The organism is Bacillus sp. AK124, from assembly GCF_053903085.1.
Genome location: NZ_CP096378.1, coordinates 2,505,670 through 2,520,334 on the forward strand (window position 1 = coordinate 2,505,670; position 14,665 = coordinate 2,520,334).

Genomic DNA, 14,665 nt, shown 5'->3' on the forward strand with positions numbered 1-14,665 from the left:
TATATATCAAACAAAATATGTAAGTGTTGATCTGGTGAAAAAAAAGGTGATAAAAGGCAGACCCCCTTATCACCTTTTGACCAGGTTAAGCAGTTGTTGTTTCAGTTGTTTCTGCTTCTTTCGCTTCTGTTTCAGCTACTTCTTCACCTTGTTTTGCTTCTAGGATGGCATCTGCCATTTTAGAAGTCAGCAATTTAACAGCGCGGATGGCGTCATCGTTCGCAGGGATGACAACATCGATTTCATCAGGATCACAGTTTGTGTCAACGATTCCGATGATCGGAATGTTCAGCTTGCGCGCTTCTGCAACCGCGATGCGCTCTTTGCGAGGATCGATGATGAACAGTGCGTCAGGAAGCTCTTTCATTTCTTTGATTCCGCCGAGGAATTTTTCAAGACGCTCTAATTCTTTTTTCAATTGAACGACTTCTTTTTTAGGAAGTACGTCAAATGTGCCGTTTTCCTGCATTTTTTCGATATCTTTAAGGCGTTTGATACGCTTTTGGATCGTTTCAAAGTTTGTTAACGTACCGCCAAGCCAACGTTGGTTGACATAGTACATTCCAGAACGTTCCGCTTCTTCTTTAACAGAGTCTTGAGCTTGCTTTTTCGTACCGACGAAAAGGATTTTTCCTCCGTCAGCTGCAAGGTTTTTCGTGAAGTTGTATGCTTCTTCAACTTTTTTGACTGTTTTTTGAAGATCGATGATGTAGATTCCGTTACGCTCCGTGAAGATGTAACGCTTCATTTTTGGGTTCCAGCGGCGCGTTTGGTGGCCGAAGTGAACACCAGCTTCAAGCAATTGCTTCATAGAAATGACTGACATGTGTTATTTCCTCCTAATATAATGGTTTTTTTCCTCCGCTTAGGTCATTTTTATGCAGGACTGCACGCGAGAACCGCACAGCACCGCTTGCATAAATCGTTAAGCGTGTGTAATTAACACCAAGAAATAATATAACATAAGCTTTCTCGACAATCAAGAATCGTTTTTCAGCTTTCCGCGAAATTTTAAGAAAAGCTCGATTTCTGTTTTCCCGCTTTTCAGCTGTCTTGCGATTTCCTCCGGAGAGAGCCCCTTTTCATATAATGCGAGAGCTTCTTCTTCATATGATACGGATTCCTGCTCTTTTTGATTGAGCTCATCCTCTTCCTGCTCCACCTCATTGATCATCGCTTCGATGTGAAGCGGCAGATCGCGCGATTCGTCCGCTTCCGAAAGGGCGGGGGTTTGAGCAGGAATGTCAGGCTGTGTTTGCACTCTTTGCGGCTCTTCTTCGGCATTCGCCCGAATCTCGCGAACGAGTTTTTCATTTTCGTCTTTTAGCTCCATCAAAAAAGCGGTCAATGTATTCTCGGTTTCTTCCAAAAGCTGTTTTTGCTCTTTCTCCGCCGCCTTAAAAGCGCTGAGCCTCGCATTCAGAATGATGACGAAATAAATCAATATACCGTGGAGCGTAAAGCTCACAAGCCATAATATTGTTGACATATTTTTCACTCGCTAACCATGAAATTTAATCAAAAAAAGACTTCCCTGTCGGACGCTTAAAAAATGCTGCCGGTTCCATGCCGGCAGCTTACATGTTATTGTACCACTTTATCCAGCAGATGCTTCAGTTTCAAAAGCGCTTTGGAGTGAATCTGTGAAATGCGGGAAGTCGACAAATTCAAAACCTGTCCGATTTCCGTCAGGGTCAGCTCTTCTTTATAGAATAAGCTGATCACGAGCTGTTCTTTTTCTGAAAGCTCGTTTATTTTTTCCGCAAGCTGGGAGATCAGTTCGTCTTTGAGCATTTTTTCTTCCGGCGTGCTCGTTTTGTCGTCCCTGATCATCACCTGGACGTTCTCCCCGTCTTCATGGTCGTGAAGCTTCTCATCAATTGAAAGGAGATTCGCAAAGAAACCTTCATTGATTGTGGTCACGACGTCTTGCTCGCTCATTCCCAGCTCAGCGGCGATTTCGCTCGGCGAAACATTTCTTAAGTAGCGCTGTTCGAGCTTTTCGATCGCAGCTTCCACTTTCTTCGTTTTTTCACGGGATGTTCTCGGAAGCCAGTCTTCTTTGCGAAGGCCATCGATAATAGCGCCTCTGATTCTGAAGGAAGCGTATGTATCAAACTTCAAATCCCTTCCCGGATCAAATTTTTCAAGGGCGTCATACAAACCCAGCATGCCAAGGCTGACCAAATCGTCTTTATGAACGGACTTGGGCAAGCCGACGGCTATCCGGCCGACATGATATGTCACAAGCGGCATATAGCGGCGGATTAAATCATCGCCTGCCTGAGGATCTTTCCATTCTTTCCACCGCGACCAAAGCATCTGATCTTCATAGTTCAAGGATTGCATCTTTATCCCCCTATATTGCATATTAAATCGTCGTTACACCTTGTTTAACTGTCCGGATGACAAGTTCGGCTGACTGCGGATCGAACTCGATCGTTCTTCCGCTGTTTCCGCCTGTATCCTCGCTTACAATCGGAATGTTTAAGAGAGATAGATGTTTTTTAATCGCAAGCACATTTCTTGGCCCGACTTTCATCAAATCATTTGTCATCTTAAATTTAAACATTTCGGCTCCTCCGGCCATTTTCGCTTTCAAAGCGTATTTTCGGCATCCGGCTTCAAGCAGCATCTTGACCGTCGCTTCGACAGCTGTGTCCGCGTACTTTGCCACATTGATGTCCGGTGTCTTGGATAAGGAAGAGTCGGGAAGCATGACGTGGACGAGACCGGCCGTCTTCGCTTCCAAATCATAGAGCACGAGTCCGACGCACGAACCGAGACCCGATGTCCTGATCTTGTCGGGAGTGCGGACTATTTTCACATCGGCAATTCCCACTCTGATAATCGATGTTTCTTTTTCTAAGATTTTCATAGAGCTGCACCCAATGCATGAAAGAGCTTTTCAAAAGAATCATAGTCCGGCAGAAGGAACAAATGCGCTTTTACTTTCCGGTTGTGCTCCTCGTCAAAAATGGAGTTGTCGATCACGATAACCTGGTCTCCAACTTGGCTGAGCTCGATCAGCCCTTCGCTGATGACGGCTCCGAACATATCAAGCGTCAGTTCAGGGACGCTCGGGTACATTTGCCGGTTTGTCAAATCAGCGAGAGCGGTCAAATAAGATCCCGCCATAATATTCCCGAGTTCGTGCAGGGCGGAGGCTCCGATATCATTCGGCGTCATGCTGTCAATCTCGAATTCCGGATTGCCGACAAGCTCCCTGATCAGCTGCTCGGCCTCTGAAAAAGGCATGATCACGAACATAGAACCGGGAAAATCCCCTTCCATGCGCAAAAAGATGCTTGCGACAGGAAGGTCTGCACCGCCGAATAGGTTGACAAGCTCATCAAACGACATCAGCTTGACAAACGGCACTTCCATTTCGATTTTCCTGTTCAGCAATAGAGCCAGGGCAGAAGCGGAATGACCCGCTCCGATATTCCCGACTTCCCGCAATATATCAAGATGCTCTTCTCTAATTCCGTTAAATACGCTCATCATAGGCTCCTTATTTCTTCACATTTTCAGAAGCGGCGGCAAGGCTCGACTTCCGGTTTAAAACAGCTTCAGAGTCAATCAGATTGAGAAGTCTGGACCCTTGCTTGACGATGCCTTTAATCCATTGCCTGCCGTCTTTTCCTACCGTTTCGGGAGCCGATTCAATTTCCTCTTCCTCGACAGTGATGACATCGTTCGCCTCGTCCACCACCCAGCCGACTTCAATGTCCTGATGGGTGATGATGATGATTCTCGTTTCATCTGTAATTGTATCTCCAGGCGCTTCAATCCGCTTTCTTAAATCGATGACAGGCGTGACAACACCTCTCAAATTAATGACGCCGCAAATATACGGTTCCACTCCCGGCACCCTTGTTGGCTGCTGCCATTTTTCAATGGACATCACTTCGGATACAGAGATGGCATACTCTTTATGATTTACTTTGAACACAATCATTTTTTCACCGGTGGTATTCTGTGTGGTCAAGAGGATCGCTCTCCTTTCGCTTTCTATTTGATAAGGGCGTTGCAGTCGATGATCAGGGCTACTTGTCCGTCTCCCAAAATCGTTGCGCCGGAAATGGCAAAGACGTTTGTTAAATAATCGCCGAGTGATTTTAGTACGACTTCCTGCTGGCCGATAAAGGAGTCGACAACAAATGCCGTCAGCTTGTCTCCTTTTTTCACGACGATGGCGTGAAGCTGATCAAGATCATCCGAAGAATCCTCAACATTAAACTGTTCTTTCAGGTAAACCACCGGTACGATATGGCCCCTGAAATCGATCACTTCGCGGTCGTGCGTCTGAAGAATATCTTTCTTATCGATGACAGCCGTTTCTATAATAGAAGAAATCGGTATCGCAAACGTTTCGTTTTCAAGTTTGACTAGCAGCACGGATATGATCGACAGTGTAAGCGGAAGCTGAATGGAGAAAAGCGAACCTTCGCCTTCGCTCGACCTGATGCTGACAGAACCGCCCAAAGATTCCAGCTTGCTTTTGACAACGTCCAAGCCGACCCCGCGTCCTGAAATATCCGAGATTTGATCTGCGGTTGAGAATCCCGGTGCAAAAATGAGTGCGTCGATTTCATGATCTTCGATCGTTTCGGCGTCACGTTCGGTAATGACGTTGCGTTCAAGCGCTTTTTCAAGCACCTTTTTGCGGTTGATGCCGGCTCCGTCATCCTCGACCTCGATAAAGACGTGGTTCCCGCTGTGATATGCTTTCAGACGGACTTGACCCGTTTCAGGCTTACCATTTTTCACCCTGACTTCAGGCGCCTCGATCCCGTGATCAAGGCTGTTTCTCAAGAGGTGGACAAGCGGGTCGCCGATCTCATCTATTACCGTTCTGTCAAGCTCGGTTTCCGCCCCGAAAATCGACAGCTCGATCTTTTTATTTAATTCTTTTGTCAGCTGGCGGACCATGCGCGGGAAGCGGTTGAACACCGTTTCTACCGGAACCATTCTCATGTTGAGGATGATCGATTGCAGGTCGCCTGAAATTCTTGTCATCCGTTCGACGGTATCTGTTAATTCGCCGTGTTCAAGCTCTTTGGCGATCTGCTCTAAGCGCCCTCTGTCAATGACCAACTCCTCAAACAGGTTCATTAATGAATCGAGGCGGTCGATGTTGACGCGGATCGTCTTCGTTCCGCCGCCTGCTGCAGGTTTCGCCGCTTCTTTTTTGCCGTCCGGCTGCTTAGCCGGGGTTTTCTCCGCGTCTTTCGGTGCCGTTTCTTTTTCAGGCGCTGCAGGCGCGGCTTCTTCCTGTGCCGAAAAATCGTTTTTCAGCTCGGTTACTTCAATTTTTTCGATTTCAGATACGCCGTTGATTTTGTTGAAAATCTCTTCTTCCCCGTGTTTGCTTAAAAAGCACACGACGAATTCGGAATCAAAATCTTCCGACTCGAGAACTTCCGTTTCCGGAATCGTTTTGACGACTTCGCCGATTTCGTTCAGCTGTTCAAATACCATGTACACCCGAACTCCCTTCAACAGGCAGTCCTCTTTCAACGCAACATTGATTTCGTAACATTTAAAGCCTTGTTCCTCAGCTTCGGCGATGACCGTCCGCTGAAATTCGTCATAGGCCCATTTCGTTTCAGACGACGCCGTTTCAGGCGCTTCTGCCGATGCGGCCGCCTCCTTGTTTGCGCCTGTCACATCAAGCTTGGCGCAGACTTCTGAAACGTCTCTTTTGCCGTCGCCCCCTTCAATGATCGAAAGGACAATCGCTTCAAGGTCATCGAGCGCTTCAAACATGATGTCCATCCACTCTGACGTAATGGTCATTTCTTCATTTCGGATCGCGTCCAGCACGTTTTCCAGACTGTGCGTTAAATGAGCCATATCTTCATAGCCCATCGTAGCGCTCATCCCTTTCAAGGTATGAGCCGCTCTGAAAATATCATGGACAAGCTGCAGGTCTGTCGGATTTTTTTCGAGTTCGAGCAATTTTTCGTTACAGGTTTGCAAATGTTCTCTGCTTTCTTCAATAAAGACGTCTAAATATTGATTCATATCCATATGAGTCACGCCCTCTCTTTTTTCATATACGTCATAATGGCTGCGGCAATCTCATCAACATGCTTGATGTCGTTTGCAAGCCCGTTGTTAATGACCGATTTCGGCATTCCGAAAACGACGGACGACTCGGCTGCTTCGGCGATCACCGTTCCGCTTCCATGTTTCAAAAGGCCTTTTACGCCTTCTGTTCCGTCGCTTCCCATCCCCGTCATAATGACGGCGATTTTTTCAAACTCCCGAAGTGAGGCCAGGGAATGGAACAAATAGTCAACAGAAGGCTTGTGACGGCTCTCTGTGTCGCGGTCATCGAGCGTGATCACCAATTCGCCCTTTTCAAGGCCGACTGCCATGTTTTTCCCTCCGGGGGCAATGTAAACCCAGCCGTCTTTCGCTCTCTCACCGTTTTCAGCCTCCTTCACGGTTACTTCTGAGAGGTGGTTCAGCCTGTTCGCTAATGAGGCTGTAAACCCCTTTGGCATGTGCTGAACGACAAAAACAGGCGCCTTCAACGTTTTGGGAAGCTTGGGAAGCACTCTTTGCAGCGCTCTCGGTCCCCCTGTCGATGTACCGATGCAGATGAGCTGTTTTCCAGCCCGAACACGGACTGAATCGCTGCCGCTCACCGGCGGCCGCTTTGCCGTCTCGATGGCGGGTTTTGAAATTGGAACAGGCCGGCCTTTCAGTTTCACCCGCCCTGCTGTCAACACTTTCTCAATCAGCATGTCTCTTACTTTATATAAATCAATTGAAATTGAACCCGACGGCTTTGCGACGAAATCGATCGCCCCCAGCTCAAGACATTCGATCGTGATATCAGCCCCCTGCTGCGTCAGACTCGATACCATGACAACCGGAAGCGGATCGCTCGCCATGATCCTTTTCAATGTTTCTTTTCCGTTCATCACAGGCATTTCAATATCCAATGTGATCACATCCGGGCGGAGCTCCTTGATTTTTTGGAGCGCTTCCTCGCCGTTTCTTGCCGTTCCTGCTACAGCAATCTCGTGATTGGATGTTAAAAACTTGGTGATCATGTTTCTCATAAAAGCAGAGTCGTCAACGACAAGAACACGAATCATAATGTATTGCCCCTCCTCAGGAATGAAGATAATTTATCGATAAAGGACCGGTTTTCGCCTATTTCCGTTCTGCCGTTATCAAGCAGCGATTCTGCCAGCAGGTAAACCGCCCTGCTCGGCTTGGAACGCGGGTTCTTCATCAGAAACGGCTGCTGCTCCACAACGGCTCTTGGTACCAGGGGATCCTCAGGAATCGGCCCTGCATATGCAAGCTTTTGCTGTAAAAAAGCGTTTACCGTGTTGGAAAGGCGGAGAAAGGCGGAAATTCCGTCTTTTTGGGTTGTACAGCGATTGACAGCGACTTTCAGCTGAAGATCGCGTCCCGTTAATGCCAAATGCTTGATCGCGCTGTAAGCGTCCATAATGGATGTCGGCTCCGGCGTGGTGACGACCAGAATTTCATCCGCTGACAGGACGAATGGCAGCTGATCTTTTGACAGCCCCGCTCCCATATCAAATATGACATAATCGAAGCTTATCAAAGCCCGCGTTAATTCTTTCAGAAAGAACGCCCAGTTTTCCCCGTTCAATTCGAACATCGCATCCAGTCCCGTTCCGCCCGAAATGTATTGAAGGCCACGCGGACCGGCTGACAAGGCGCGCTCAAACGGTATTTTTTGCTGAAGGAGATCCATCACGGTGCAGAGCGATTGCCGGCCGATCAAAATATCGATGTTCCCCATTCCGACATCTAGATCGATCAACAGCACGCTCTTTCCTTTTTCTAAGAAGGCGAGAGCCGTATTCAGCGATATATTCGACTTCCCGACGCCTCCTTTTCCACTCATAACAGCGAGCGTTTTCGCTTTTGGATGAGCGACAGGGGCGGGCGGTTCGGCGAAGCGCTGCCCCATCCGCCTTCGTAAGCTTTCTGCCTGATCCATGTTCAACACCCCGTAAGCAGTCTGACAAATGATGCATTTGACAAGTAGCGGATATCTTCCGGAACATTTTGTCCGTTTGTCATATAGCCGAGGCCGATTCTCGATTCGGCGAGCAGATTCATGACGCTTCCCAATGAATCGGTTTCATCCACTTTTGTGAATATCAACTGATCGATCGGAATGCTTGAGAACTGCTTAATGAGCTCCTTCATATCCTCGTACTTGCTCGTCGCGGACATGACGAGAAACGCCTGTATCTTACGCTCAAACGGAATGATTTCCTTCAGCTCCCTGACATATTGCCCGTCTTTGAAATTCCGGCCCGCCGTATCGATGAAGACGTGGTCAAAATCGGCGAACTTTTGCTGGGCCGCTTTAAATTCTTCTTTCGTATAGCACACCTCGAGCGGCGCATTCAGAAGCTCGGCATATGTCCTGAGCTGTTCAACCGCTGCAATCCGGTACGTATCCGTCGTGATAAAAGCGATTTTTTTCTGCTTTTCCAGCACGGAAGAAGCGGCAAGCTTTGCCAATGTCGTCGTTTTGCCGACTCCGGTCGATCCGAAGAGCACGACATATTGGGAATGAATCGCCACGTCCTGTTCCCGATTATCGGGAAGAAGATCGGCCAAAGCATCTGTTAAGTGGGCCAGCGCCTTTTCATCCGTCCATTCTTCGCCGTTTTTTAAAGAAGTGCTGATCAACCGGCCGAGCGCTTTCGTACGGATGGCCGGCGATACCCCTTGCTTTGCCAGAAGCTGGTCCGCCTTTTTCAGCGGCTCAGGCAGCACATCAACAGGCTGCTCATGATGCCGCATTTCCAGCAGTTCTTTCAGCTCTTTCACTTGGCTTGCCAAATCGAGGTGGTCCGGCTGCGGGACAGGCGAAGGGCTTTGTTCACGTAAAACTGGCTTTTGCCGCTCCGGTTTCCTCGCGTCGGAAAAGTCCTGGTCGACAACCGCAATCACTTCAACCCCGGCTTTTTTCACAAAGCCGAGAAATTTTCTCGTATGAATTTTTTTAGAATTCAAGATTACGGCGTCATTCCCGAGCTCTTGTATAATTTGCTTTGTGGCTTCCTGCATAGAACCAGCTACAAATTTTTTAATTTTCATTGAATATCCACCACTCCGATGCTTTGAACTTCTACATTGGCTTCCAGTTCGTTATAAGAAAGAACCGGCAGATCAGGGAAATAGCGCTCTAACAGCTGTTTGACATACATTCTGACAGGCGGTGAACATAGAAGGATCGGCACTTCCTGCCTTAATGAGAGCTGTTCGATTTCTCTTGCTACAGATTGAATGATATTTTCGGATAATGCAGGTTCAAGAGATAAAAAGTTGCCGTGTTCAGTCTGCTGAATTCCTTCCGCCACGGCCTTTTCGACACGGCCCGAACACGTCACCACTTTCAGCGTCTCATTTTCCTTCGCATATTGGGCGGTGATCTGCTTGGCAAGCGCCTGTCTTACATACTCGGTCAGCATATCTGAATCCGTCGTCAGCTTTCCGTAGTCGGCCAGTGTTTCAAAGATTGTCACCAAGTTCCTGATCGATACTTTTTCTTTCAGAAGTTTGGCCAGCACTTTCTGAATATCACCGACAGACAGCGGATTCGGCGAGACCTCTTCGACCAGTACAGGATAAGATTCTTTCAAGTGGTCGATCAGCTGTTTTGTTTCCTGTCTTCCGATCAGCTCATGGGCGTGCTTTTTCACCTGCTCTGTAATGTGGGTCGACACGACTGAAGCCGGATCGACAACCGTATATCCGAGCATTTCGGCCTGATCTTTCTGAGATTCCGGTATCCATTTTGCCGGGAGGCCGAAGGACGGTTCGATCGTGTCAATTCCTTCGATCTGATCGTCTTCGCCTGTCGGAGACATCGCCAAAAAGTGATCGAGGAGAAGCTCGCCTTTTGCGACTTCGTTTCCTTTAATTTTGAGCCTGTACTCGTTCGGCTGAAGAGCGATGTTATCCCTGATTCTGACGACCGGAATGACGAGACCGAGTTCAAGCGCAAGCTGACGCCTGATCATGACGATTCTGTCTAAAAGGTCGCCGCCTTGATTTGCATCTGCAAGCGGAATCAATCCGTAGCCGAATTCAAATTCGATCGGATCAATATCGAGCAGATGAACGACGCTTTCGGGACTTTTTAATTCGTCCACTTCAGCTTCTTCCTCAAGGATATCCTCCACTTTTTCCTTCTCTTCACCGGCTTTGGAGAGCGTATAGCCGCCGATGGCGAGAAGAAGAGCCAGAGGACCTGTCAGGAGAATGCCGATCGGTGTGAAAATCCCGAGCAGCAAAATCGTTCCCGCCGTCACATACAAAAGCTTTGGATAAGCAAACAGCTGGCCTGTAATATCGTGTCCGAGGTTCCCGTCCGACGCTGCTCTTGTGACGACGATACCCGTCGCCGTTGAGATCAAGAGCGCAGGCAGCTGAGATACGATCCCGTCGCCTACAGACAAGAGCGTAAAGTGTGAAGCGGCTTCCTGAATGCTCATTTGTTTTTGCAGCATGCCGATGACAATTCCGAAAAGGACGTTAATGAGGACGATGATGATCCCTGCGATCGCATCCCCTTTCACGAATTTGCTCGCACCGTCCATCGCGCCGTAGAAGTCGGCTTCACGGGCCACTTTCTCACGGCGCACTTTCGCTTCCTGTTCGGTCACCATTCCGGCGTTCAAATCGGCATCAATGCTCATCTGTTTCCCCGGCATGGCGTCGAGCGTGAATCTGGCAGCAACTTCAGAAACCCGTTCCGCCCCTTTCGTGATGACGATAAATTGGATAATGATCAAAATGATAAAGACAACGAGACCGACCAAAACGTTTCCGCCGACAACGAAAGACCCGAACGTCTCGACTACTTTTCCCGCATCTCCGTTGGACAGAATCGAACGTGTCGTCGATACATTCAGCCCGAGGCGGAACAGCGTCAAGAGGAGCAGCAAAGAAGGAAATATCGAAAATTGCAGCGGTTCTTGCATGTTCATTGTGGTGAGAAGCACGATTAACGCAAGAGAAATATTCACGATAATTAAAACGCTCAACAACCATGGTGGAAAGGGTATGATAAGCATTGCCACAATGAGGACAACGCCTGATAAAACTGATAAATCTCTTGCTGACATGCTGTTTCTCTCCTTTTAAAACTGAAAAATTCACTAGATTTTTTGCTTTGTTTTGTAAACATACGCCAGGATTTCGGCTACGGCCTTAAAGAATTCTTCCGGAACGGCCTGATCGATCTCAACCTGGTCATAAAGCGCCCTCGCCAAAGGTCTGTTCTCGACTGTCATGACATCGTGTTCTTTGGCGATCTGCCTGATTTTCAGAGCCATCAGATCGACCCCTTTTGCGATGATAAACGGCGCATCCATTTTGTTTTCGTCATATTTCAGCGCGACGGCGTAATGGGTCGGGTTTGTTATGATGACATCCGCTTTTGGCACATCCTGCATCATGCGGCGCATCGCCATTTCCTTTTGCTTCTGCTTGATCTTCGACTTAATCAGAGGATCGCCTTCGGTTTTTTTGTATTCGTCTTTAATGTCCTGTTTTGACATGCGAATATTTTTTTCATAATCAAATTTTTGATAGAGGTAATCGAGCACCGCGAGAAAAATCAGGGCGACTGCAGCGGAAACCCCCATTAAAAAGGTGAGCCAGCCGACATATGACAAAGCCTCGCCCGCGGACAGCGCCGGGATTCTGAGAATTTTGTCAAAGTTCAGCCATAGAACGGCGAATGTCACGCCGCCGACAATCACGATTTTTAAAATCGATTTAAGCAGTTCAACGATCGCTCTGATGCTGTAAATCCGCTTGAATCCTTTAAGCGGGTCAAGCTTTTTCAAATCAGGCTTGATCGCTTCAGGGGAAAATAAAAACCCGACTTGCATATAGTTGCTCAAGACCCCGGAGACGACGGCTGTCAGCAAAAGCGGTGCCATAATGAAGCCCGATTCAAGCACAAGACTTTGAAACAGGCCGGGAATATTGGCGACTGACACCTTCATCGTGATCAACTCTTTGTAATACTTTTCGATCAGTGCGAGCAGGCGGTCTCTCATAAAAGGTCCGACGAATAAAAACGCTAAAAACACGATAAGAAGCGTAACCGCTGTATTGACATCTGCGCTTTTGGCAACCTGTCCTTTTTTTCTGCTTTCCCGCCGTTTTTTCGGCGTCGCTTTTTCCGTTTTTTCACCTGCGAAAAATTGCAAATCCAACGTCAGCTTCATCATGCCACCCCAAGCAAAGTTAATAGATCTCTCATTGTCCGAATGGCAAATTCGAAGACGTGCTGCATCATGCTGAACATAACGGCCATGCAGATGATGAGCATGATAAAGGTGATTGCGATTTTCAAAGGAAGCCCGACGACAAACACGTTGAGCTGCGGCACCGTTCTCGCCACAATCCCCAATGCCAGATCGACTAAAAACAAACAAGCCACAACAGGCGCAGACAATTGAAATGCTGTTATAAACATCGTGTTGAAGCTCTTTGCAATAAACTCGGCAAATCCTTCGCTTCCAAACGACAGCGCCATCTTATCGACCGGGATGTATTGATAGCTGTAATAAATCCCGTCAAGCAGGAGATGATGCGCATTCAGGCTCAGCATGAGGAGCAGCGCCAACGTATATAAAAACTGGCCGACAAGCGGGCTTTGCGCTCCTGTCTGGGGATCGATCACATTCGCCACCGCAAATCCCATTTGAAAATCGATGAATGATCCGGCGATTTGAACGGCCGAGATCATCATGTAGGCGATCAGCCCAAGCAGAAGCCCGATCAGCGCTTCCTTCATGGCCAACATCATGTAAACTCCGTCAACATCAAGCTGAGGAGGCTTTTCAATCGCCTGAAAACTGACGAGCGCAAGAAAAAATGCAAAACCTATTTTATGAACGGCAGGAATTGACCGATAAGAAAATAGAGGCACCGTTACATAGAATGCTGTGATTCTGACAAATACAAGTAAAAAGGCTGGAAATGATTCAATTATTGACATGTTAAAACTACCCTGCAAAACGGTTTAAATTAGAGAACAGCTCAGTCGCGAATGATAAAATCGTCGACAGCATCCACGGGCCGAAAATGACGAGCCCGACCAAAACGGCGACGATTTTCGGAATGAATGCAAGAGTCTGTTCCTGTATTTGGGTGGTTGCCTGAAAAACGCTGACGATCAGCCCGACGAGAAGAGCGAGCGCCAAAAGCGGCCCGCTGATAAGCAATGTAACGTATACAGCCCTTTCAGCCATCGATATAACAAATTCTGAATTCATGTATTAGCACCTACTCTAAAAGCTTTGCAGCAAAGATTTAACGATTAAATACCAGCCATCTACAAGCACAAACAGCAAAATCTTAAACGGCAGTGAAATCATGACCGGCGGAAGCATCATCATCCCCATCGACATCAAAACACTTGCCACAACCATATCGATAATCAGAAACGGTATAAATATCATAAATCCCATTTGAAACGCGGTTTTCAATTCCGAGATGACAAACGCGGGAACCATCGTTGAAAGCGGAATATCTTTAATGGATTCAGGCGTCTCCATCTTTGCGTAATTCATAAATAAAGCCAGATCCTTCTGTCTTGTATGCTTGCTCATAAAGGTTTTGATCGGGGTTTCCGCTTTTGTGTAAGCTTCATCCAAGGTGATTTTATTGTTCATTAATGGCGTCAGCGCTTCTTTATTAATCTCGGAAAAAGTCGGCCCCATAATGAAAAATGTCAGAAACAGTGCAAGTCCGATCAGCACCTGGTTTGGGGGCATTGACTGTGTTGCCAGCGATGTCCGGACAAAGGACAATACGATGACAACCCTTGTGAAACACGTCATCAGGATCAAGATCCCCGGAGCGATCGAAAATACTGTCAAAAGCAGCAAGAGCCGGACGCTGGCGCTGACGTTTGCCGCATCGCTTGAATTAAATAAATCCATAAACTCATTCATGTTGATTTTGGCCTTTCTTTCTGCCTTCTGCGCGATTTTGTTTCAGTTCCGCGAGCTGTGCTTTTAACGACTCGGAAAAAGATGCCGTGCCGCTTTGCTTTTGCACGCCTGGAACTTTGACTTGATCCATCCATTTCTGCCATTCAATCTTGCTGTTCATCGCAGCTTCATGCTGCGTGAGAATTTCTTTATATTCCCTTTCATCATCGATCTCTTTCAGCAGCTGGATATTATCGCCGACACCGACGACCAGCACCCTGTTCCCTACTTTAATCAGCTGTACGGACTTGTTTTGCCCGAGCGAAGTTCCGCCGATGTTTTCGACATACTGGAAGGGTTTTAACAGGCGGTTGCGTTTATTCATGAATTTGACCAAAGCGTAGATCAGAAAAATGACGAACAGTAACGCGCCGATCATTTTCACAAAATCAAATATGGAAACGGAAGGAGACGGGGGTTCGGCCTCCGCCTCTTCCTTAAGAGAACTTTTTTCCTCGGTTTTGTCTTTGTCTTTTGCTTTTTCTTTCTCTTTGCCCGCACCTTTTTGCTCAAACAGATGGTCAACGGTCTGATCCCCCGATTCCTCTGCGAGAGCCGGAGCGTACGGCAGCACGAGAAAGGCAAATAGACAAAGGCCGGCTATGAAAATAAGAGGTTTCTTAAACAAGTTG

At 47.6% G+C, this 14,665-nt stretch carries 16 protein-coding genes; all 16 read right to left on the reverse strand.

All coding sequences use genetic code 11. From position 1 onward, the window contains the following. Positions 1 to 85: 85 nt before the first annotated feature. The 16 genes from rpsB to fliZ all read right to left on the reverse strand — a co-directional run bounded on the left by rpsB (position 86) and on the right by fliZ (position 14,661). Positions 86 to 826 carry a 30S ribosomal protein S2 gene (gene rpsB, locus M1E06_RS12500; RefSeq protein ID WP_020451414.1) on the reverse strand — a complete coding sequence of 247 codons (741 nt, stop codon included), beginning with the start codon at positions 824 to 826 and terminating at the stop codon, positions 86 to 88. A gap of 153 nt (positions 827 to 979) precedes the next feature. Next, on the reverse strand, positions 980 to 1,489 hold the full coding sequence (locus M1E06_RS12505; protein WP_020451413.1) for a DUF6115 domain-containing protein: 510 nt from the start codon (positions 1,487 to 1,489) through the stop codon (positions 980 to 982). A gap of 95 nt (positions 1,490 to 1,584) precedes the next feature. Next, positions 1,585 to 2,349, reverse strand: coding sequence for a FliA/WhiG family RNA polymerase sigma factor (locus M1E06_RS12510; protein WP_003181822.1), 765 nt, complete (start codon positions 2,347 to 2,349; stop codon positions 1,585 to 1,587). 22 nt (positions 2,350 to 2,371) lie between these two features. Continuing rightward, positions 2,372 to 2,878 (reverse strand): chemotaxis protein CheD, encoded by a 507-nt coding sequence (locus M1E06_RS12515; RefSeq protein ID WP_003181820.1) that lies wholly within the window; start codon positions 2,876 to 2,878, stop codon positions 2,372 to 2,374. Further along, complete coding sequence (locus tag M1E06_RS12520) at positions 2,875 to 3,504, reverse strand: chemotaxis protein CheC (protein WP_003181818.1); 630 nt, start codon at positions 3,502 to 3,504, stop codon at positions 2,875 to 2,877. The genes M1E06_RS12515 and M1E06_RS12520 overlap by 4 nt, the downstream gene beginning before the upstream one ends. A 10-nt stretch (positions 3,505 to 3,514) precedes the next feature. Further along, positions 3,515 to 3,991 carry a chemotaxis protein CheW gene (locus tag M1E06_RS12525; RefSeq protein ID WP_020451412.1) on the reverse strand — a complete coding sequence of 159 codons (477 nt, stop codon included), beginning with the start codon at positions 3,989 to 3,991 and terminating at the stop codon, positions 3,515 to 3,517. Between the two features lie 23 nt (positions 3,992 to 4,014). Beyond that, on the reverse strand, positions 4,015 to 6,036 hold the full coding sequence (locus M1E06_RS12530) for a chemotaxis protein CheA (protein ID WP_020451411.1): 2,022 nt from the start codon (positions 6,034 to 6,036) through the stop codon (positions 4,015 to 4,017). Between the two features lie 5 nt (positions 6,037 to 6,041). Further along, positions 6,042 to 7,115 carry a protein-glutamate methylesterase/protein-glutamine glutaminase gene (locus tag M1E06_RS12535; RefSeq protein WP_020451410.1) on the reverse strand — a complete coding sequence of 358 codons (1,074 nt, stop codon included), beginning with the start codon at positions 7,113 to 7,115 and terminating at the stop codon, positions 6,042 to 6,044. After that, a complete protein-coding gene (locus tag M1E06_RS12540) occupies positions 7,112 to 7,999 on the reverse strand; it encodes a MinD/ParA family protein (protein ID WP_020451409.1) in 888 nt (295 codons plus the stop codon). The genes M1E06_RS12535 and M1E06_RS12540 overlap by 4 nt, the downstream gene beginning before the upstream one ends. Before the next feature lie 2 nt (positions 8,000 to 8,001). Further along, a complete protein-coding gene (flhF, locus tag M1E06_RS12545) occupies positions 8,002 to 9,114 on the reverse strand; it encodes a flagellar biosynthesis protein FlhF (protein ID WP_020451408.1) in 1,113 nt (370 codons plus the stop codon). Beyond that, positions 9,111 to 11,147, reverse strand: coding sequence for a flagellar biosynthesis protein FlhA (flhA, locus tag M1E06_RS12550; RefSeq protein ID WP_020451407.1), 2,037 nt, complete (start codon positions 11,145 to 11,147; stop codon positions 9,111 to 9,113). Before flhA ends, flhF begins: the two co-directional genes overlap by 4 nt. A gap of 33 nt (positions 11,148 to 11,180) precedes the next feature. Beyond that, the gene (gene flhB, locus M1E06_RS12555; RefSeq protein WP_020451406.1) at positions 11,181 to 12,260 is read right to left on the reverse strand and encodes a flagellar biosynthesis protein FlhB; all 1,080 of its coding nucleotides are present in this window, start codon (positions 12,258 to 12,260) and stop codon (positions 11,181 to 11,183) included. Beyond that, on the reverse strand, positions 12,260 to 13,036 hold the full coding sequence (gene fliR, locus M1E06_RS12560) for a flagellar biosynthetic protein FliR (protein ID WP_020451405.1): 777 nt from the start codon (positions 13,034 to 13,036) through the stop codon (positions 12,260 to 12,262). Before fliR ends, flhB begins: the two co-directional genes overlap by 1 nt. Before the next feature lie 7 nt (positions 13,037 to 13,043). Further along, positions 13,044 to 13,313 carry a flagellar biosynthesis protein FliQ gene (gene fliQ / locus M1E06_RS12565; protein ID WP_020451404.1) on the reverse strand — a complete coding sequence of 90 codons (270 nt, stop codon included), beginning with the start codon at positions 13,311 to 13,313 and terminating at the stop codon, positions 13,044 to 13,046. Positions 13,314 to 13,328: 15 nt separating this feature from the next. After that, positions 13,329 to 13,994, reverse strand: a complete 666-nt coding sequence (fliP, locus tag M1E06_RS12570; protein WP_020451403.1) for a flagellar type III secretion system pore protein FliP — start codon at positions 13,992 to 13,994, stop codon at positions 13,329 to 13,331. Beyond that, positions 13,987 to 14,661, reverse strand: coding sequence for a flagella biosynthesis regulatory protein FliZ (gene fliZ, locus M1E06_RS12575; protein ID WP_020451402.1), 675 nt, complete (start codon positions 14,659 to 14,661; stop codon positions 13,987 to 13,989). The genes fliP and fliZ overlap by 8 nt, the downstream gene beginning before the upstream one ends. Positions 14,662 to 14,665: the final 4 nt, after the last annotated feature.